Source organism: Kushneria konosiri, assembly GCF_002155145.1.
GTDB lineage: Bacteria > Pseudomonadota > Gammaproteobacteria > Pseudomonadales > Halomonadaceae > Kushneria > Kushneria konosiri.
Genome location: NZ_CP021323.1, coordinates 1,709,178 through 1,728,488 on the forward strand (window position 1 = coordinate 1,709,178; position 19,311 = coordinate 1,728,488).

Here is a 19,311-nt window from a genome sequence, read left to right on the forward strand (position 1 = left end):
AAGGGCAGCGGCGCGCCGTCAGGCGTCTGATGGCGCGTTGCCGGCGAGCACCTTGCGCAGAAAGCTGCGGGTGCGTTCATCACGCGGATGGGTGAAAAGCTCGGAAGGCGGCGCCTGCTCGACGATGCGCCCGCCGTCCATGAACACGACCTGATCGGCCACTTCGCGGGCAAACTGCATCTCATGGGTCACCACGATCATGGTCTGCTGCTCGGCGGCGAGCTGCTTCATCAGGGCCAGCACTTCCTCGACCCACTCCGGGTCCAGCGCCGAGGTCGGCTCGTCAAACAGGATGACCTCGGCCTTCGCCGCCATGGCGCGGCCGATGCCGATGCGCTGCTGCTGCCCGCCGGACAGTGCGGCAGGATAAGCATCCGCCTTGTCGGCAAGGCCGATGCGCTCGAGGATCTCGCGTGCGCGCGCGTGCGCCTCGGCCTTTGACAGTCCCTCGACCACGATCATGCGCTCGGCAATGTTCTCCAGCGCCGTCTTGTGGGCAAAGAGGGCATAGTTCTGGAACACAAAAGCCGTGCGCCGGCGCAGACCGAGAATGTCGTCGCTGGTGGCGCGGGCAGCGTCCACGCTCAGATCGCCGACCGTCAGCTGCCCGGCATCGGGGCGCTCTAGGAAGTTGACGCAGCGCAGCAGGGTCGACTTGCCGGTGCCGGACGGGCCGATCACCACGATGATTTCGCCGCGCTCAAGCGACAGGTCAATCCCATCGAGCACGGTATGTTCGCCAAAGCGTTTGGTGATGCCCTTGAGTGCAATCATCGCTGGTAGGCCCGGTTGAGACGTTTTTCCAGCCGCTTCTGACACCAGGAGAGCGCCTCGACAATGATCCAGTAGATCACCGCCACGACCAGAAAGGCTTCGAAGTAGAGAAAGCTGCTGGCGGCTTCCTTCTGGGTGGCGCCCATCAGTTCGGTGACCCCCAGCGTAAAGGCCAGCGACGTCGACTTGATCATGTCGATGAAGTAGTTCATCAGCGTGGGCGTGGCCACCCGCGTGGCCTGGGGCAGGATGATGCGGCGCATGGTCTGGAACTGGGTCATGCCGATCGACTGGGCGGCCTCGGTCTGGCTGCGATCAATGCCGGTGATGGCGGCACGGATCGATTCGGCCATGTAGGCCGAAAAGTGCAGCGTCAGGCCCATGATGGTCGCGGTTACGCCGTTGATCGAGACCAGAAAGGAGAGAAACTGCGGCAGCCCGTAATAAAACAAAAAGAGCTGTACCAAAAGCGGGGTGCCGCGAAAAAACGAAATGAACAGTTTTGCGGCCTGATTGAGACCTGGCAGGCGCGAAACGCGAATGACGGCGAGCAGGCAGGACAGTATCAGGGCACAGGCCATGCCCGCGGCGGCCATGCCCAGCGTTAGCGGGAGATAGCCCAGCAGGACGGGCACCAGCCCGACCATGTAATCAAGGTTGAGTGCTTGCATGGCGATGCGCTTTAAAACGAGCGTCCCGCGTTAAAAGCCTGCGAGACGCCTGAGGGTGAAAACAAAATGCCCCGGACATGCCGGGGCCATTGGGCAGAGCATAGCGCTGATCAGCTGTTGCTGCCGGTCTTTTCCGATCCTTCGGACTGCGGGGCTTCGGTGATGTCGCTGTCAAACCACTTCTCGGAAATGGCCTTGAGCTCGCCGTTCTCACGCAGGGTGTCGAGGGCCTTGTTCACGCGGTCGCGCTGGGCGCGGCCCTTTTCGTCGTCACGAAACGGCAGGGCGTTCTCGATTTTGGAAAAGGGCTGACCGGCCAGCTGCAGTGGCAGCGGCTTGTCCTTGATCACCTGGGCGGCGCTGGTGCGGTCCATCACGAAGGCGTCGGCACGGCCGAGCGCCACGTCCTGCTCGATGTTGGACTCATAGGTCTTGAGGTTGATCTCATCGGCGTAGGGCAACTCCTTGAGCAGGGTCTCGTAGTTCGAGCCCAGATTCATGATGACCGTCTTGCCCTTGAGATCTTCCACACCGTGGATGCTGTCGTTGCCCTTTTTGACCACGACCTGAGCACCGTCATAGACGTAGGGCTCGGAGAAGGCATACTTGGCCTGGCGCTCCGGTGTGATGGTGATCTGGTTGGCGATGGTATCGATGCGACCGGAATCCAGCATGCCGGCCAGACCCGAGAAGCTGGCGGTCACGAACTGGATGTCATCACCGGTCTGCTTGCCGATGGCGTTCATGACATCGACTTCAAAGCCCTGGAGTTTGTCATGATCGACAAACGTGAAGGGGTAGTAGCCACCGGACATGCCCACGCGCAGCGTCTCGGCCTGAGCCGCCGTGGCAGTACCCATGAACGTGGCCAGTCCCAGTGAGGTGATGGCCAGCGTGCGCGCCAGAGTCTTGAAAGCCGTCATGTCATGCTCCTTTAAACGGGGAGGCGCCTGCCGGCGCCGAATGCCGTTAGCGTACCTCAACCTTCCTTAAAGGAATAAGAAAAAGTTTTTATATGCGAAGAGGTTTTTAACTATAGCGCCATTGCGGCACAGGGCTGACGCGTATTCAGCGCTTGCCGAAATGTTGTCAAGGCGGCGTTGTGTTCGTGGGATGGTCCCGCTGGCGGGACGATGTTCCGGGATTGATCAAACGCAACAGGGAAGGCAGCGAGGCATCAGAAGGATGCCAGGCTTGGGTCTGACTCGTTATCAAGCTGATTGGCCAGCACCATCTCGATGAAATCGGCAATGATGTCCTGCACGCGGTCCTGGGTGAGATTGCCACACGAAATCCAGGACTCTCCCTGCTCCTCGTGGCGGTGGTGCTTCATGAAGCTGCGATCAATGCGCAGGCCGTCGTGATCGGGATCATGGCTGATACGCAGATGATTGAAGTTGGTAAAGCCCCGTTTCATGGTGACGTGCTGAACCGGCAGCAGATGAAACTCGACAGCCTCGATTTCGCGGGTGCTGGAGTCATTTTCGCAGTGCACATGAATTTCGCTGGCATAGTGATTGCTGCCGGCGATATCGCGCGCCCATTCCATGGCAGGAATCAGAATGCGCTGGGCAATCTCGTCAAAGTTTGCCGACTCTTCAGGTTCAGCATCATCGCCCTGTTCCTGGATGGAGTGAGGACGCAGTGAGGAGCCCCTGCTGCTGACCTGCTGCTCATAGTGTTTGAATACGCGGTTCAGGTCTTTCATATTCCTCTGCCTTCAGTGCGCCGCGTGAGCGGTTCGAATGTCGGGTCAAGAAGTGAGGGGGAGATGCCGGAGTTAAAACGGTTTCAAGACGTATGGAGCGGACGCTGGCCCTCCCTTTCACGGCTCGAGATGCCATGATGAATGGGAGATATCCGGGCATTGATATCACGCTTTAAGGCCAGAGGCTACCTTACAGTATCGCCGTCATTCCTTAACACAGGTTATCAATCTGTATCGGTTTCAAAAACCATAAAGCGTTGTGAACCAGAGACATGGCCAGTTCCGGAGGCTTTGGCCGCTCTGGGGATTTGATGGCATGAACAGAGACTATGAAACCGTTTTGTTTCAGCTATCGAAAAAGATGGGTCATCCCGAAGTGGGCATTCCCCTCAAAACGGTTGCTGCCTGTCAATCTGCCTGACGCTGCCAGTCGTACTCAAGCCAGTGCTTGAGTTGTTCATCAAAGGTGCCGCTTTCACTGAGCTGGCGCAGCCACTGATCAACAAAGAGCTTGAGGTCCATGTCCTTTGGCAAGAGGACTGCCTTTTCGGAGAAATTGAACGGCTGGTCGGGATGGATGGCACACAGCTCGGGATGAAGATTGGCCTGCAGGCGCGTCTCGATGGCATCAGTCATCATCAGATCCGCCTTGCCCTGCACAATCTGATCGAAAATGGTGACGTTGTCGTCGTAGTCGACAATCGTGGCCTCTTGCAGATGCGCACGGGCGAAGCGCTCGTTGGTACCGCCGGGATTGACGATGACGCGAACGCCGGGCTGGTCGATCTGTTCAAGCGTTTGATAGTTTGATTGATCATCACATCGAGCGATCGGGGTCTTGCCATCGCGCTGATAGGGCGTGGAAAACCAGGCGTTTTTCTGACGATCCAGATTGACCGAGATGCCACTCATGGCGATGTCGAAGCGGTGGTTCTGAAAGTCCTGCATCAGGGTGGGCCAGCTGGTGGGCACCAGCTCAAGCGTGACGCCAAGCGTCTGCGCCAGATTGGCCGCCATGTCCGGATCAAGGCCGATAAAGCGATCGTCATCGGTGCGATAGCTGAAGGGCTTGTAGTCGCCGGTAGTACCCACCTTCAGCGTGCCGCGCTCGATGATCTTGTCCAGCGCAGAGGGCTCGGGGCTATCGGCCGCCTCGGCGTGTGGGGCAAGGCAGACGCCCAGCATCAACGTCAGGGCCGCAATCCAGAGGGTGGCCGCCAGCAGAGCAGAAGAAAGACGACGCGCCGGCAGGGTGCGGGCATGTGCGCGCAGCAGTCGAACCATGAGATGTTCCATCGCAGAGTAAATCCGGTCAAAAACACCGGATGGGCATTGTGTTATCAGACATCAGAAAATGCGTCGACGCGGGAGGGTACGCTGATTGCGCGCCGTTGGCGACCCTGCCTGGGCCAATGTTGAATGTACCAGGGGAACAGGCTCGCCCGGCGATGACGCCGAGCGGCTCTGTGGGTTTTGGCTGAGGTATCGGTCACACTACCCGAAACTCGATCTCCTGCCCGCTTTGCGAGCACCCGCCGATCTGCACCCGAAACAGTCCTGGCTCCTGCATATGTTCGAGCTCGGCGTTTAAAAAGCCGCGCATATCAGGGGTAATCCGGAAGGTAACGCGTTCGCACGTCCCTGGTGCCAGTTCGAGACGCTGGAAACCTTTAAGTTCACGCAGCGGCCGCACGACGCTGGCATGTACGTCCTGCAGGTAGAGCTGCACCACCTCGATGCCGTCCCGCTCGCCGGTATTGGTGACGGCAAGGCTTACCTCGAGGGTGTCGTCGAGCCCGATCTCCGAGCACGTCGTCTCGAGCGCGCCATATTCGAACGTGGTATAGGAGAGCCCGAAGCCGAAGGGGTAGAGCGGGGCGTTGGGGATATCCAGATACTTGGAGGCGTATTTGGGATCGACTCCCTTTGGCCGGCCGGTGTTGAAGGCGTTGTAGTAGACCGGAATCTGGCCGACGCTTGCTGGAAAGCTCATCGGCAGCTTGCCCGAAGGATTCACGTCACCGAACAGCACGTCCGCCACGGCGTTGCCCGCTTCGGTACCCGGCCACCAGGCTTCCAGAATGGCTGGTGCGATCTCATCAAGCTCGGTCAGCGCCAGCGGTCGGCCGTTGAACAATACGGTGGCGATAGGCATGTCGCCGGCAGCTTCCAGTACCCGGCGGGCGAGTTCAAGCTGCGCCCCGGGCAGACCGATGTCGGCCCGGCTGGCGGCCTCATCGGCGTCCGCTTCGTCCTCACCGAGTGCCAGCACCACGGCGTCGGCCTGGCGCACCAGCTCCAGTGCCGCCTCGATGCCGGATGTATCGGTATCCCCGATCCGGTTGGAAGCGCCCTCGGCGTAGAGGATCACCGCGTCCTCGACGAGCCGGTTGGCCAGACCTTCGCTCAGGGTGACGGTGTCGTTGTGATCGCCGTTGCCGTGCCAAGAGCCGATCAGTCGCCGCGTATTACCCAGTGGGCCAATGAGGGCGATTTTTTTGTGCCGGTCATTCAGCGGCAGCACATTGCCCTCATTTTTCAGCAGCACCATCGATTCACGCGCCTGTTCGCGGGCGGCGCGGCGGTGGGCGTCACTCAGCAAACACTCGGCTTCGCGGTCATCATTGGCGTAGCGGTACGGGTCCTCAAACAGGCCAAGCGCGGCCTTGAGCCAGAGAATGCGCCGCACCGCTTCGTCGATGCGCGCTTCCTCGACCTGTCCGTTCTGGACCAGATCATTCAGCGTCTTGATGAAATAGCTGGACTGCATGTCCATGTCGACGCCGGCGTTGACCGCCTTGCGTGAGGCTTCTGAAGCATTGGCGGCGACGCCGTGCTGTTCCAGTTCCATGATGGCGGTGTAGTCGGTCACCACCATGCCTTCAAAGCGCCATTCGCGGCGCAAAATCTGATCAAGCAGCAGCGGGTGGCAGGTGGCCGGGAGGGCGTTAAGGGTGTTGAACGCCGTCATGACGCTGGCACAGCCTTCCTCGAGCGCGGCCAGAAAGGGCGGCAGGTAGATCGAGCGCAGCCGCCACTCGGACATGTCGACGGTGTTGTACTCTCGACCGGCCTCTACCGCGCCGTAGGCGGCGTAGTGCTTGACGCAGGCGGCAAGCGTGTCGATGGCGCCGGGGTCACGCCCCTGAATGCCGCGTACCTGGGCCCGCGCGATCAGCGACGTCAGGTAGGTGTCTTCGCCGGCGCCTTCCATGACCCGTCCCCAGCGCGGATCACGGGCGACGTCCACCATCGGCGCGAAGGTCCAGTGCACGCCCGAGGCGGCGCCTTCAATGGCCATGATGCGGGCGGCGCGTTCGATGCCCTCGAGATGCCAGCTGGCGGCCTGACCGAGCGGAATCGGGAAGATGGTGCGAAAGCCGTGGATGATGTCGTAACCAAACAGCAGCGGAATACCAAGCCGTGAGTGTTCCACCGCCTGCTTTTGCAGCTCGCGGGTGAAGTCGACCCCGAAGGCGTTGAACACCGAGCCGACCCGACCTTCCCGCACGTCCGCCTCGATCTCGGTATTGGCCGGCGCCCCTGTGGTATCGCGACTGCCGGCCACCTGATTCATCTGGCCGATCTTCTCTTCCAGTGTCATCTGGCACAGCAGCGCTTCAACCTGTTCCTTCAATGCGCTATCGCGCTTTTGATCTGCCCCGAAGGGCCGCCCCACCGCCTTGTCTGACCACGTTGCCGCCATTGCTGCCTCCCTCAGGCCAAGCGTTCGAAGTAGTGCACGTCAAAGAGTCCTTCATCGTCACACCAGTGCGCGCGCGTTTGAAAACCCGCGTGTCCGGCGAGTTTTTCAAAGCCCTCGCGGCTGTATTTCCAGGAGTTTTCGGTGTGAATGTGCTCCCCGGTTTCCAGCGAGATGATCTGGTCATCCAAACGGAAGGTCTGGTCGCGCTGGCAGACAAGGTGCATCTCGATGCGCGAGGCAGCCTCGTTGTAAAAGGCCAGATGCTCGAAATCCTCAGGCGAGACCTCGGCGCCCAGCTCATCACGCAGGCGGTGGATCAGGTTGAGATTGAACTCGCGCGTCACACCGGCGGCGTCGTTGTAGGCGGCTTCCAGACGATCGCGATCCTTGATGCGATCGACCCCGATCAAAAGCCCGCCGCCGGGGGGCAGCTGGTCATGAATCTGCTCCAGCAGCGTCATCGCCTCGCGCGGGGTGAAGTTGCCGATCGAGGAACCGGGGAAAAACACCACCGGCCGGGCATCGCCTTCCAGTGCCGGCAGGCTGAACGGCGCGGTGAAGTCGGCGCACAGGGCGTGCACCGAAAGCCAGGGGTAGTCATTGGCCAGACGGTGGGTGCTCTCCAGCAGAAAATCTCGTGAGATATCCACACCCATATAGTGACGTGGACGCAGGGCATCGAGCAGCAGTCGAATCTTGTGGGAGGCGCCGCTGCCCAGCTCGATCAGATCAATGTTCTGACCCACACACTCGGCGATGTCCGACACCGAACGCTCAAGAATCGTTTCCTCGGTGCGGGTGGGGTAGTACTCCGGCTGCTGACAGATCCGGTCGAACAGCTCGGAGCCGCGGTGATCATAAAAGTGCTTGGGCGAGATCCAGCGGGGCGAGTCGGTCAGCCCGAGGGTGATGGCCTCCAGCAGGCTCTGTTCCCCGTCAGCGTCTGTCATCTGATCGTGAAACCACACCCGGTGGCGATTGCTCGGCGAGGAAAACGCGGTGGAGAGTGCCTGTGACATGACAGCCGGTCCTTTTGTCAGGAAGTCCAGTGATCAGGGAGTTCAGGTCAAGCCGCGCCACACGGGCGCGGACGGTACAGGATCAAATATCGCGCGCCAGCCGAATGCCGGAGAAGGCCCAGCGCGCCTGGGGCGGGAAGAAATTGCGATAGCTTGCCCGGATATGATCGCCGGGCGTGGCACAACAGCCGCCGCGCAGCACCATCTGACCGGACATGAACTTGCCGTTGTATTCGCCAAGGCTGCCTTCCAGCGGCGTAAAGCCCGGGTAGGGCAGAAAGGCGCTGCCGGTCCACTCCCAGACATCGCCATAGAGCTGCTGTGGGCCCTGACGCCGTGCGCCGGCACTCGCCTGCGGTTGCAGCACCTCGTCTTCGACAAAGTGACCGTCCGTTGGCTGGTCTTCCGCGGCGGTTTCCCATTCGGCCTCGGTCGGCAGGCGGGCACCGGCCCAGCGCGCATAGGCATCGGCTTCATAGAAGCTGACATGACACACCGGCGCGTTCAGATCGACCGGCACCAGTCCCCCCAGACTCATGGTATGCCAGCGGCCGTCGACCCTTTGCCAGTACTCGGGGGCCTGCCAGCCGGTCTGGTGGATCAGGTGCCAGCCATCAGACAGCCAAAGCTCGGTGCGCGAGTAGCCACCGTCTTCGATGAACTTGATGAATTCGGCGTTGGTGACCGGGCGGTCGGCCAGCTCGAACTCGGCCACGTACTGGCGGTGGCGTGGCGTTTCGCTGTCAAACACGAAGCCCTGACCGTCATGATCAAAGGCGGACTCGGTGGGGTAGTCCGCCCCGATCTGACGCACCCCGGCGGCATAGCGGTGCCAGCGCGGTTCATTGTTTACAGGGTCATTGTCTACAGGAGCATTGTCGTCATGGGCGGTAGGCGCCTGCTCGGCATTGGCCAGAAGCGTCTGGCGGATGTCGTCGCGGTAGACCGGGTGCAGCGGGTTGCAGGAGAGAATGTGGCGGATATCCATCACCAGCAGCTCCTGATGCTGCTGTTCGTGGTGCAGACCGATCTCGAGACGATCGATGATCTCATCAAGATGCTCAGGCGGCGGCGCACTTAAAAGCCGTTCCATCTCCTGGTCGATGTGGGCGCGAAACTGGTAGACCTGCTTGACCGTGGGGCGCGAGATGGTGCCGCGCAGATGCCGTGGAAACGGCGTGCCGTGGGTTTCGTAGTAGGAATTGAACAGAAAGTCATACGCCGGATCAGGCGTTTGATAATCCTTTAAATAAGGCGTGAGGATGAAGGCTTCAAAAAACCAGCTGACGTGCGCCAGATGCCACTTTGGCGGGCTGACATCCGCCATGCTCTGGACCATATAGTCCTCGGTCTCGAGCGGGGCGCACAGGGTTTCGCTGGCGCTTCGCACACGCTGAAAGCGGCGCAGCCACTCGAGGGTATGGGCGGCGTCAGCGGTATTGATTGGTGCCCGGGTTGTCTGGGTCATGAGGGGTCCTTTGATGAAGTCGCATCAACGGGTGAACAGGGGGCGCCCTGCGACGCCATCGGCAGAGCGTATGTGTTTTCAGCGTAGCAATGCCTCGCCGGCGTGCCCTGCCGGATGTCCGGAAATTTGTCACGGTGGGTAAGGGGATGTGACGCCATTCCTGCATGATGAAGTGCTAGACTGCGGCGCTACTCATCCCTCCCGCCGGTTATCAGGTCCTCATGTCTGACATGCCACGTCCGTCTGCTTCCCTTTTATGGCTGCTGGCCTTTGCGTTTGCCGCCCTCAATCTGCGTGCGCCCATCGTGGTGATTGGCCCGGTGCTGGAGCCGATCATGGCGTCCCTGCACATTGGCGCCGGTGCGGCGAGTCTTTTGACTACCGGCATGATTCTCTGCTTCGGGCTGCTCTCGCCGCTGGCACCGACGCTTTCGGCCCGGCTGGGGCTGGATCGGGCCATTGCACTGGCGCTGGTGGCGGTGGCCGCCGGCAGCGCGCTGCGCGGCATCGAGGCCTTTCCGATCATGCTGCTCGGCACCCTGTTTGCAGGCCTTGGCATTGCCTTTGGCAACGTCTTCATGCCGAGTCTGGTCAAGCGTGATAGAGCCGACCGGCTGGGTCAGACCATGGGGCTTTATACGGTGGTGATGGGCATTGGCGCGACGCTGGCGGCAGGGACCGCGGTCCCCCTGTTGCAGGCCAGCGGTCACTGGTCGACGCCGGTGCGGCTATGGGCAGGACTGGCCCTGGTCGCCTCGATGGGTTGGCTTTGGCTGGCGTTTCGGCGCCCGGCGGCCGCTCAGGCGGGTGGTGCGGTGCGCATGACGGCGCTGTTCAAAAGTCCGGTGGCCTGGACGCTGACGATTTTCATGGGCATGCAGTCGCTCGGCTTTTATACCCTGCAGACCTGGATGCCCTCGGTGGCCATCAGCTCGGGCGTGTCCAGCACCATGGCCGGCAACATGGTGTCGCTGCTCAATCTGGTCAGCATTCCGGTCAGCTATGTGATCGCCCGGGTCGCGGCGAGGATGCATCGTCACAGCCTGCTGGTGCTGGGGATGTGCGCTCTGATTGCCATCGGCCTTGCGGGCCTTTTGCTGGCCCCGACAAGGCTGCCGGCGCTGTGGGCGATCCTGCTGGGGGCCGGGCAGGGCGGCAGTTTCAGCTTCGCGCTGACCATGATCGTGCTGAGAACGCGCGAATCGCAGCACGCCGCGATGCTTTCCGGCATGTCGCAGAGCGTGGGCTATCTGCTCGCCGCCAGCGGGCCGCTGTTGTTCGGGGCGCTCAAGGCCCTGACCGGCGGCTGGGCTGCCTCGATGGGGCTATTGATGGTGCTGCTGGGCGTTCAGGCCGTGGCCGGTTTTCTGATTGGCCGGCCACGGATGGTGACGCTGCGCCAGGGGGGCTAGCCTGCCTTTTGAGTGCTGCTCTCGGCACACTCATCGATGCTGTTAGCGATATGGGTAATGAGTGCGTCATAAAGCCCGGGACCGGGGGCCATGCCGGCGCCCAGCGGGTCCAGCACGATCGAGGTGTTGACGGGCATGTTGCCGAAAATGCTCTCGATCATGCGCGGGTTGAACTGCGGTTCGGAAAAGATGCACTGCACGTTCAGCGACGTTACCTTTTCCTGCAGTTCACGTATCCGCGCTGGCCCCGGGCTTGAGGCATCGCCGATCGAGATGGCACCGGCGGCGTGGACATCAAAGCGCTCCTCGAAATACTGATAGGCGTCGTGGAAGACAATAAAGCGCGTGTTGTGGTCATCGGCCAGGCGCTTTTCGGTGGTCGAGACCAGTTGATCAATGCGCTTTTGAGCGTTACGAGCGTTGTCATGATAGATGTCGGCGTGCTCGGGGTCAGTCCTGGCCAGCGTGTCTGCCATGACTTTCAACCAGACCCGTGCGTTGTCAGGGTCAAGCCAGGCATGCGGGTTCAGGCCAGTGTGACCATGGTCGTGGCCGCCGTCGTGGGCATGCTCGTGATCGTGGCCGCCGTCGTGGGCATGCTCATGATCGTGGCCGTCGTCATGTTCGTGCTCGTGTCCATGGCCGTGATCATGGTTGTGGGCCTCGAACGTGGCGCCTTCGCGGTAGTCGAGGCGGGTCGTACCGGGGGCATCGAGCAGCGCGACCGCATCGGCATCGTCGGATAGTGTTTTGATGGCATCGGCCAGCCACGGCGTCAGGGGTGGCCCGACCCAGAACACCACGTCGGCATTATCCAGCGTCGAGGCTTCCGATGGGCGCATCGAATAGCCGTGTGGAGAGGCACCGGGCGGCATCACCATCTCTGGAGTCCCCAGATCACCCATGACCTGGGCGGCCAGTGACTGGACGGGGGCGATATCCACCGCCACGCGAGGCACATCGGCCAGCGCCAGTGACGGGGTCAACATTAACGGCAGCAGCCAGCGGCAGGAGTATTTCATGACAGGTTCTCTAAACGGGAGTGAATCGGCATTTAATGTTATGTTATAACGTGTCACATTAATGGTCGGCGCACCCGCTGACAAGCCTTCCATCTACGACGCGCGCGATCCCCTTTACCGGCAGGAAAATGCATGTCCCTTTTGACGCTTGATGCCATCGGTGTGGTCAGAAACGGTAACGTCATTCTTGATGACGTCAGCCTTGAGCTCTCCAGAGGTGAAATCGTGACCATCGTCGGGCCCAACGGCTCGGGCAAATCCACCCTGCTGCGGTTGATCATTGGCGCGCTGGCGCCCTCCTGTGGCCGGCTTGTTCGAGACAATCATTTGAGCATCGGCTACGTGCCGCAGCGGCTTCAGATCGACCCGACCCTGCCCATGACGGTCGGCCGCTTCATGGCACTGCCGAATCGCCACCGTCAAAGCGATATCGAGGCGGCGCTGACCAGCGCCGACGCCAGTGATCTCATCAAACGACAGCTCTCGGCGCTGTCGGGCGGTCAGCTGCAGAAGGTGCTGCTGGCCCGGGCGCTGCTGGAGCGCCCGAGTCTGCTGGTGCTTGATGAGGCCAATCAGGGGCTGGATCACCGCGCCACGGCAGAGTTCTATCGACACATTGATCGGGTGCGCACCGAGCTGGGTTGCGCCGTGCTGATGGTCAGTCACGAGCTGCATGTCGTCATGAAGGCCTCGGACCGTGTGATCTGTCTCAACACCACCGTCTGCTGTCAGGGCCACCCCGAGCACGTGGCCGCCTCGCCCGAGTGGCAGTCGCTGTTTGGTATCGAGGCGCGCGATGCGGTGGCGTTTTACTGTCACCGCGAATCCGGTCATGCCGAGCCGGACCACAACGCGTCAGAGCAGGGCGTGCAGCGTCATGCCGAGCCGGAGCAGAACGCCCGGCAAACCCTGCGGGAAAAGAGGGCCTGTCGCCATGCTGGATGATTTCATGGTGCGCGCCGCGCTTGCCGGCACCGGCGTGGCGCTGGCCGCGGCGCCACTGGGTTGTTTTGTGGTGTGGCGGCGCATGGCCTATTTCGGTGATGCCACCGCCCATGCCGCGATGCTGGGCGTGGCGCTGTCACTGGTACTGTCGGTCTCGCTGTTGGCCAGCGTGCTGGTAGTGGCGCTGATCATGGCGCTTCTGGTGTCTCTGCTCAGTGACCGCGGCTACACCATGGATACGCTTTTGGGGGTGATGGCGCACGCCGCGCTGGCCTTCGGGCTGGTGGCGGTGTCGCTGGTGCAGGTGGCCCGGCTGGATCTGATGAGTTATCTGATCGGTGACATTCTCGCCGTTGGCCGCCGGGATCTGGTCCTGATCTGGGGCGGCGCGCTTCTGGTGGTGCTGATCATCGCCCTGCGCTGGTCGGGGCTTTTGATCTCGACGCTCAATCCGGATCTGGCCCGTGCCAGTGGCGTTGACCCGCGGCGCGAGCAGCTATTGCTGACCCTGTCGCTGGCCGTGGTCGTGGCAGTAGCGCTCAAGGTGGTTGGCGTGTTGTTGATTGCGGCATTTCTGATCATTCCGGCCGCTGCCGCGAGACCCTTCAGCCGAACGCCGGAAGGCATGGCGGTGCTGGCCGCCGCGGTGGCCATTATCTCCGCCAATGGTGGGCTGGCCATCGCCTGGCATTTCGATACGCCGGCCGGGCCGTCCATGGTCAGCCTGGCCGCCCTCTGTTTTGTGCTCATGACGCTGGCGGGGCTGATGCATCGCCGCCTCGGCGAGCGCCACATTCGAACCACCTGATCGGAGAAACCGTCATGTCACCGTCCAGCACCCTCGAAACGCCTGAGCCTGCCCTGCTGATGGCCCGCGAGCTTGCCACCATTTTTGACGCTGACCGGGAGATCGCCATTGCCGCCAGAACGCTGACGGCCGATCTGGCAGCAAGTGTTGATGCCCAGTGCCGGACCGCACGTGGCTGGAGCATTGCGCTTGAGGGTGCGCCGGAGGCCGCACTTGAGGCCGAGCTGCGCGAGCGGCTGCCTGTTCCCGAGCAGGCGCAGGCGCTTGTTGAGGATGTGATGGGACTTGCCCGGTTGATGGCGTCAATGCTGGAGGCCACCGAGCTGCGGTTACGCCTGCGGCTTTTGGAAGACACCATGTGCCCGCGTTTTCACTGCGATAACGTCGCCGTACGGCTGGTGACCAGCTGGCTGGGGCCGGGCAGTGAATGGTTGCCCGAGCACGCGCTGGATCGGCGCGGGCTGGGGGCGCCATCGTCGGACAAACCCGCGATCGTAGTGGATTCAACGGCCATCGAGCGTCTTGATACAGGGGATGTGGCGCTGATCAAGGGCAGCGCCTGGCACGGAGAGGGGCGTGGCGGGCTGGTGCATCGAAGTCCGGCGCTCGAGCCCGGCCAGCGCCGGCTGATGATGAGCATCGATCCGCTCTGATCAAGGGCGCGACCAAAGACCAGGCGCCAACGACGTCGGAATTGATCACGATCAAGTCGAGGCGGTTGGTGCTGCGTCATGCTGACGGTCTCCGATGGCGCCTCCCGGCGCTGTCGATGCCACCGGAGGATGTGCCATGTTCACTTCACTGCTGGTTCCCGTGGATGGTTCGGCTCATGCCCTCAAGGCGCTGAGCATCGCCGCACAGCTGGCGTCGCCCGAGGCCACCCTGCATCTGTTGTATGTGCGCGAGCTGCTGCCGCACCTGCACTACGGCAGTCTGCTCAGTCTTCAGGAGGCCATTGAGGCCTCGTCGCCGGAAACCGCCGAGAAGGACATTCAGGAGGTGCTCGAGCGGGCACAGACCCACCTTCGCGAACGCTTTGACGGACGCATCGAGACCCACGGTCGCCATGGCGACCCGGCGCGCATCATCGCGTATGAAGCCGAGAAACTGGGCGCGCAGGTCATCGTGATCGGTAGCCGCGGATTGAGCGACCTGAGCGGCATGATCATGGGCAGCGTCTCCCACAAGGTCAGCCATATCGCCACCTGCATGGTCATCAGCGTGCACGAGGACGAGCGCGAAGCCCTGCCGGAGGAGGTCGACGACAACCCTTATCAGGGGCTGTAGTCGACGACGATTGAACAGGGCGCAGACGAGGGGTCAGGCAGAAGGTACAAGACCCAGCTGTTCCAGACACGCCGACAGCGAGCGTTCGCTGCGGCGTTCATAAAGGGCAAATTCGTCTTCCACCGTCGCGCCGAGTGCGGTTTCAAAATCGGCTCGGCTGTCGGTGGCAGCGTATTGCTGCGCGCCGCCGTCGCCCAGATTGGAGCGAAAGATGCCCGCGGCGCTGACAGGCAGAAAATCCTCGTAGGTGATGGGCCTTGGCTGCATCACACCCTGTTCGATCAGCGCTTCAACCAGCGCGCCGCGCTCGCTCGGCAGGTTTTGTGCATCAACCCTGCTGGCGCCGTCACTCAGCTGATACTCAAACCAGGCCAGCCCTTCGCGGCGCAGCGTCGCTTCATCATCCGGAAAGTCACGGAAGGCCTCGCGCAGCGCCTTTTGCTGCGTTTCTCCTTCCAGCCCATGGGTCACCTCGCGGGACGCCGCCAGCAGCTCGTCATACAGCTTGCGCCCGCGTCGGGTCAGCGCCGCGCCGCGCTGCTCGATCTCGCCAAAGCGCGCCGTGTGGGTGCCGCTTTGCTCGCCGCGCTCGTCTCCGTTATCGGCAGGAAAGAGGATCGGTTCTTCCAGCGCCTTGAAGCTGGTCTGGCGCAGCAGAATCGGGCAGTCACGTCGCGGTGGGCCTTCGATGGTGGCCTTGGGCGCAATACCCCACTCGGGCATGGCCTGCTGGGTGGCATCGATGTCCAGCGTGCGCGGGGTGAGATGGTTGATGTGCGGGCCGTGAAAGCACACCACATCGGCGATCAGCCGGTGGGCCTGATGAAAGGCATGGTAGGTGTCGGCATCGACCGTGGCGTGGCTGTGCCAGCGAAAGGTCTCCAGCGCCTCGATCACGAAGGCGGTGGCGTCTTCATCGCTCAGCCCGCCTTCACTGTCGAATTTGTCCAGCAGGGTCATCAGTCGATCAGTGAAAATCCGGCGCTGCTTTAAAATGGCGGCCGCGCGCGCGCGCAGGTCTTCATCTTCGATCAGCTCCAGACGCAAAAGCGAGGTGAACACCCGAAACGGGTTGCGGGCCAGCGCCTCATCCTCCACCGGACGAAAGGCCGTGGCGTGTACCGGCATGCCGGCCGGGGCCAGGTCGTAATAGCCCACCGGCGACATGCCCATTACCGCGAACACGCGACGCATGGTGTAAAGCTCATCCGGCGTACCAAGACGAATCGCGCCGTGGCGCTCGATCTCGATACGCGCCATCTCGCTGCCGCCACGGTCGGTCAGGGCCGCTTTCCCGCGGGCGTCGTGATAAAGCGTCTGCGCGTTGATATCGGCGACCAGCTTCAAAAGCGTCCCGTACTGGGGCACCTCCGAGCGGTACATGTCGGACATGGCATGGGAAAAGCGGGTGCGAATATCATCACAACTGACGTGCCGGGCCATGAGGGTGCTCCGTGACGGAAATGAACGTGCCTCGATTTAACGCCCGTCGAGGGGCCTGGTTCAAGCGTCGTGAGGGCCGTAGGCACCGCTCAGGACAAAAGCGCCCGGACATGGGCGAGCAGCGTGCCGTGATAGAGCACGCTGGCGGCCACCGTCAGCCCCACCAGGGCAACGACCAGCGCCGTTATGCGTATCACCCAGGTCGAGGCCGGCGTCACCGGGGCGCCATGGGTCAGGGCACTGGTGGCCGCCGTGCGCAAACGCCACCCCGCCCAGGCGTACAGGGCGCCGGTAGCGATCAACAGGATTACTCCCGCCCAGGCAAGCCCCGGCTCGTGATGGACGATGCCGCCGCGCAGCAGCAGCGCCGAGAACAGCAGCGTCACAAAGGCCGTGCGCGACCAGGCAAGGCCGGTGCGCTCGGGCTGAAGGCCCGGGTCCCGGGTTGGCTCGCTCACGGCCTAGCCCCACACCAGCAACAGGCCCAGCACCACCGCCACGGCCGTGACAAACAGCGCCAGAAGCCATAACAGCCGCGTATAGGGCAGGGCGGCATCGCTTCGCATGGCGCGCTCGTTGCCGGCCCAGCGGCGGTAGGCCGCCAATGAGAGCAGCGCACCGCCGAGCGAGAGCATCACCGCCAGTGCCTCCCGCGCCCAGGGCGTGGCGATATCCGGCGCGAACTGATAGATCCCCACGGCGCCTGCCATGAACGCCAGCGCCGTGCGAATCCAGGCCAGGAAGGTGCGTTCATTGGCCAGCGAAAAGCGGTAGTCCGGGTGACGGCCCTGGCGTTGCCAGCGTGGCCGGAAGGCGCGTCGGCGACTATGGTCTGGAGGCGGTGTGGTCATGTTCGGTGTGTTCCGTTCATGGGACAGGTTCAATTGATGCTGATCATGGCGCCTGAAAACCGTGAGTGGGTACAGGCCTAAATGGTCGAGCTCGAGGACAAGCGCACCGCATCACGATGATTGATGGTAGCAGGAGACAGGCATGACCCTTCTGACAAGAAGCTGCGCCCTGGGCGCATTGGTGTTGCTGGGCGGCTATCTCTTTGGCGCCGTGCTGCAGGATAACTGGGCCTTCATGCACTGGCCGCTGCCGGTGCAACTGACCGTGGTCATATTCGCCCTCGCCGTCGTTGCGGTATGGCTTCTGGTGCATCTGTTCGTTCGCGATCAGGACTGAGACGAGTAACCCGCCATGATGATCACGGCACCGGCCAATGCCAGCCCGCCGCCCAGATAATCCGTCAGCTGTAGCGGCTGGCCATCCACCAGCCGCAGCCACGCCAGCGCCGTGATGAGATAGACACCGGCATAGGCGGCATAGATGCGCCCACTGGCGGCCGGGTGCAGGGTTAAAAGCCAGGCAAACAGCGCCAGTGACGCCGCCGCCGGCACCAGCCACCACGCGCTTTTGGCCAGCACCCACCAGCGATAGACCAGATAGCAGCCGACGATCTCGGCCAGCGCCGTGAGGACAAAGAGCAAAGTGGCGATCACAGGGGGCATGAGGCGCTCAAGCAGTGAAGGAATCGCTACTCTGCCACAGGGGCTGGGCAAGGCAAAAAGGGATGGCTAGAATGATTTCCGGGTTTGCCGGTATAGCTCAGTTGGCAGAGCAACGCATTCGTAATGCGTAGGTCGGTGGTTCGAGTCCACTTACCGGCACCCGTAGAATTTCAAAGGCCCGGCACATATGTGTCGGGCCTTTTCTCGTTTGGGCATAAATTATTGCAGTGGCTCGCGGACATGGCTGGCGTTCAGGAAAAATGTTTCACCATTCCTTGTCGTGGATAAGGGACTGGCACTATCTACAATCGAAACGGTGTGTCGCCCTAAAAATTATTCCAAGTAGTCTGTTGCTGTTTTGATTAACGCTTCCCGATGAGAAAAAATTTCAGTTAATGCTGTGATGTCGTGCTTTTGTTCCTTGCCTTCTATGAATAACCCAATACGCCAGATGCTTTTTGAATTGAAGTGCAAGCGGCAAACGGGCTTGCGATTGTTATTATCCAAAAGTATTGCGCAATAGGATTTTGCATCGCGCATATGTATACGGTTTGGGTCGACCACGCTTGCTAGGATGGCACGTACAATGTTGTATGCGTCGACCTCCTCTTGAGTGGTGATAATGTCACTGTCTTCTGCAGCAGGTAACTGTGTTGCCTCAGTATCGCCGCTTTCAATAACAACTCTTTCAGATTCTTCGCCGGATGTGTTCGCCAGTGCTGATTTAAGGCGTTGAGAGACTTGCTCTTTGATATGCTGCGCCATGGCTTCGCGAACAATCGGCGTAAAATCGTCAATTACTTGCTGAGTCATGCGTCCATCATAAAAGTTCTGTGCAAGAGACTTTATGAAGTCGCGCGAGGGATCTTTTACCAGTTCGGCAAAAGCAGTTTTGGCCAGGTTGGTATATTTTAATCGATTGGCAGTGCTTAGGATGGTGTCAACGTTGAAGACTGGTTTGGCAAATTTCTTCAACTCCTCGATGTCTCGCTCGTTGTAATCAATGAGCCTGAAAGTGAAGAATGGGCGTTTGTCGAGTCGATTGGCATCATCTAAATCAGAGTAGAACCGGTATTCGATTCCATTTGTTAGAATGGCGAATTTTGCCTCAGTGCAGTTAAAGTATCGATATAGTTGGCTGAATTGAGTGTTGGCAAGATCGGTTGTACGGGGCTTACACTCCACTAAGATTGATAGTTCCCCACCATTTTTAATGGCATAGTCCACCTTCTCGCCCTTTTTCAAGCCAACGTCAGCAGTGAACTCTGGCATCACTTCTGTCGGATCAAAAACGTCGTAACCCAGGGTTTGTATGAAGGGCATAACCATTGCATTTTTGGTTGCCTCTTCATTAACCACATGATCCATCTGCTCTTTGATGCGCCCAGCCAAAATGGCAATCTTTTGAGTTATATCCACTGGTGCCCCCGCCCATTCTTAGTTTCATTTTTTTACGTGCAACTATTCGATAGTAAACATGGGCGGAGTATCAGGTAAAGTTAATATGTGATGCGTTATCTAGAACTCGAAAAAA

The 19,311-nt window shown here is 60.9% G+C and carries 20 protein-coding genes and 1 tRNA gene; 7 read left to right on the plus strand and 14 right to left on the minus strand.

Annotated elements, in window-relative coordinates:
* Positions 1-18: 18 nt before the first annotated feature.
* The 8 genes from B9G99_RS07940 to egtB all read right to left on the minus strand — a co-directional run bounded on the left by B9G99_RS07940 (position 19) and on the right by egtB (position 9,346).
* Positions 19-774, minus strand: coding sequence for an amino acid ABC transporter ATP-binding protein (locus B9G99_RS07940; RefSeq protein ID WP_086621567.1), 756 nt, complete (start codon positions 772-774; stop codon positions 19-21).
* Positions 771-1,445 carry an amino acid ABC transporter permease gene (locus tag B9G99_RS07945; protein WP_086621568.1) on the minus strand — a complete coding sequence of 225 codons (675 nt, stop codon included), beginning with the start codon at positions 1,443-1,445 and terminating at the stop codon, positions 771-773. The genes B9G99_RS07940 and B9G99_RS07945 overlap by 4 nt, the downstream gene beginning before the upstream one ends.
* A gap of 110 nt (positions 1,446-1,555) precedes the next feature.
* Positions 1,556-2,368 carry an amino acid ABC transporter substrate-binding protein gene (locus tag B9G99_RS07950; RefSeq protein ID WP_086621569.1) on the minus strand — a complete coding sequence of 271 codons (813 nt, stop codon included), beginning with the start codon at positions 2,366-2,368 and terminating at the stop codon, positions 1,556-1,558.
* Positions 2,369-2,622: 254 nt separating this feature from the next.
* Positions 2,623-3,153 (minus strand): hypothetical protein, encoded by a 531-nt coding sequence (locus tag B9G99_RS07955; RefSeq protein ID WP_086621570.1) that lies wholly within the window; start codon positions 3,151-3,153, stop codon positions 2,623-2,625.
* A 408-nt stretch (positions 3,154-3,561) separates the two neighbouring features.
* Positions 3,562-4,437: a transporter substrate-binding domain-containing protein gene (locus tag B9G99_RS07960; RefSeq protein WP_086623375.1), complete on the minus strand. Its 876-nt coding sequence runs from the start codon at positions 4,435-4,437 to the stop codon at positions 3,562-3,564.
* Positions 4,438-4,642: 205 nt separating this feature from the next.
* Entirely contained in the window at positions 4,643-6,859 is a 2,217-nt protein-coding gene (locus tag B9G99_RS07965; protein ID WP_227875982.1) for a glycoside hydrolase family 3 N-terminal domain-containing protein, read from the minus strand.
* Positions 6,860-6,870: 11 nt separating this feature from the next.
* The gene (egtD, locus tag B9G99_RS07970; RefSeq protein ID WP_227875983.1) at positions 6,871-7,878 is read right to left on the minus strand and encodes an L-histidine N(alpha)-methyltransferase; all 1,008 of its coding nucleotides are present in this window, start codon (positions 7,876-7,878) and stop codon (positions 6,871-6,873) included.
* 82 nt (positions 7,879-7,960) lie between these two features.
* A complete protein-coding gene (gene egtB / locus B9G99_RS07975) occupies positions 7,961-9,346 on the minus strand; it encodes an ergothioneine biosynthesis protein EgtB (protein ID WP_086621571.1) in 1,386 nt (461 codons plus the stop codon).
* Positions 9,347-9,576: 230 nt separating this feature from the next.
* Between egtB and B9G99_RS07980 the strand changes: the two genes are divergently transcribed.
* Entirely contained in the window at positions 9,577-10,758 is a 1,182-nt protein-coding gene (locus B9G99_RS07980) for a CynX/NimT family MFS transporter (protein WP_227875984.1), read from the plus strand.
* On the opposite strand, the gene B9G99_RS07985 is transcribed toward B9G99_RS07980, so the two are convergent.
* Entirely contained in the window at positions 10,755-11,780 is a 1,026-nt protein-coding gene (locus B9G99_RS07985) for a zinc ABC transporter substrate-binding protein (RefSeq protein ID WP_086621573.1), read from the minus strand. The two genes, B9G99_RS07980 and B9G99_RS07985, sit on opposite strands and share 4 nt — an antisense overlap.
* A 132-nt stretch (positions 11,781-11,912) precedes the next feature.
* On the opposite strand from B9G99_RS07985, the gene B9G99_RS07990 reads away from it, so the two are divergent.
* The 4 genes from B9G99_RS07990 to B9G99_RS08005 all read left to right on the plus strand — a co-directional run bounded on the left by B9G99_RS07990 (position 11,913) and on the right by B9G99_RS08005 (position 14,820).
* Positions 11,913-12,725, plus strand: a complete 813-nt coding sequence (locus B9G99_RS07990; protein WP_086621574.1) for an ATP-binding cassette domain-containing protein — start codon at positions 11,913-11,915, stop codon at positions 12,723-12,725.
* On the plus strand, positions 12,715-13,533 hold the full coding sequence (locus B9G99_RS07995; RefSeq protein WP_086621575.1) for a metal ABC transporter permease: 819 nt from the start codon (positions 12,715-12,717) through the stop codon (positions 13,531-13,533). The genes B9G99_RS07990 and B9G99_RS07995 overlap by 11 nt, the downstream gene beginning before the upstream one ends.
* Positions 13,534-13,547: 14 nt before the next feature.
* Positions 13,548-14,186 carry a DUF1826 domain-containing protein gene (locus B9G99_RS08000; protein ID WP_086621576.1) on the plus strand — a complete coding sequence of 213 codons (639 nt, stop codon included), beginning with the start codon at positions 13,548-13,550 and terminating at the stop codon, positions 14,184-14,186.
* Between the two features lie 136 nt (positions 14,187-14,322).
* Positions 14,323-14,820: a universal stress protein gene (locus tag B9G99_RS08005; protein WP_086621577.1), complete on the plus strand. Its 498-nt coding sequence runs from the start codon at positions 14,323-14,325 to the stop codon at positions 14,818-14,820.
* 33 nt (positions 14,821-14,853) lie between these two features.
* Here the strand turns inward: B9G99_RS08005 and hglS are convergent, their stop codons facing one another.
* The 3 genes from hglS to B9G99_RS08020 all read right to left on the minus strand — a co-directional run bounded on the left by hglS (position 14,854) and on the right by B9G99_RS08020 (position 17,114).
* Positions 14,854-16,263: a 2-oxoadipate dioxygenase/decarboxylase HglS gene (hglS, locus tag B9G99_RS08010; RefSeq protein ID WP_086621578.1), complete on the minus strand. Its 1,410-nt coding sequence runs from the start codon at positions 16,261-16,263 to the stop codon at positions 14,854-14,856.
* An 89-nt stretch (positions 16,264-16,352) separates the two neighbouring features.
* A complete protein-coding gene (locus tag B9G99_RS08015; RefSeq protein WP_086621579.1) occupies positions 16,353-16,721 on the minus strand; it encodes a DUF202 domain-containing protein in 369 nt (122 codons plus the stop codon).
* 3 nt (positions 16,722-16,724) lie between these two features.
* Complete coding sequence (locus tag B9G99_RS08020) at positions 16,725-17,114, minus strand: YidH family protein (protein WP_086621580.1); 390 nt, start codon at positions 17,112-17,114, stop codon at positions 16,725-16,727.
* 142 nt (positions 17,115-17,256) lie between these two features.
* Between B9G99_RS08020 and B9G99_RS08025 the strand changes: the two genes are divergently transcribed.
* The gene (locus B9G99_RS08025; RefSeq protein WP_086621581.1) at positions 17,257-17,451 is read left to right on the plus strand and encodes a hypothetical protein; all 195 of its coding nucleotides are present in this window, start codon (positions 17,257-17,259) and stop codon (positions 17,449-17,451) included.
* On the opposite strand, the gene B9G99_RS08030 is transcribed toward B9G99_RS08025, so the two are convergent.
* Positions 17,442-17,777: a YnfA family protein gene (locus tag B9G99_RS08030; RefSeq protein ID WP_086621582.1), complete on the minus strand. Its 336-nt coding sequence runs from the start codon at positions 17,775-17,777 to the stop codon at positions 17,442-17,444. The two genes, B9G99_RS08025 and B9G99_RS08030, sit on opposite strands and share 10 nt — an antisense overlap.
* A gap of 86 nt (positions 17,778-17,863) precedes the next feature.
* Here B9G99_RS08030 and B9G99_RS08035 point away from each other — a divergent pair.
* Positions 17,864-17,936, plus strand: a tRNA-Thr gene (locus B9G99_RS08035).
* 174 nt (positions 17,937-18,110) lie between these two features.
* Here the strand turns inward: B9G99_RS08035 and B9G99_RS08040 are convergent.
* Positions 18,111-19,196: a type I restriction endonuclease gene (locus B9G99_RS08040; protein WP_086621583.1), complete on the minus strand. Its 1,086-nt coding sequence runs from the start codon at positions 19,194-19,196 to the stop codon at positions 18,111-18,113.
* Positions 19,197-19,311 lie beyond the last annotated feature (115 nt).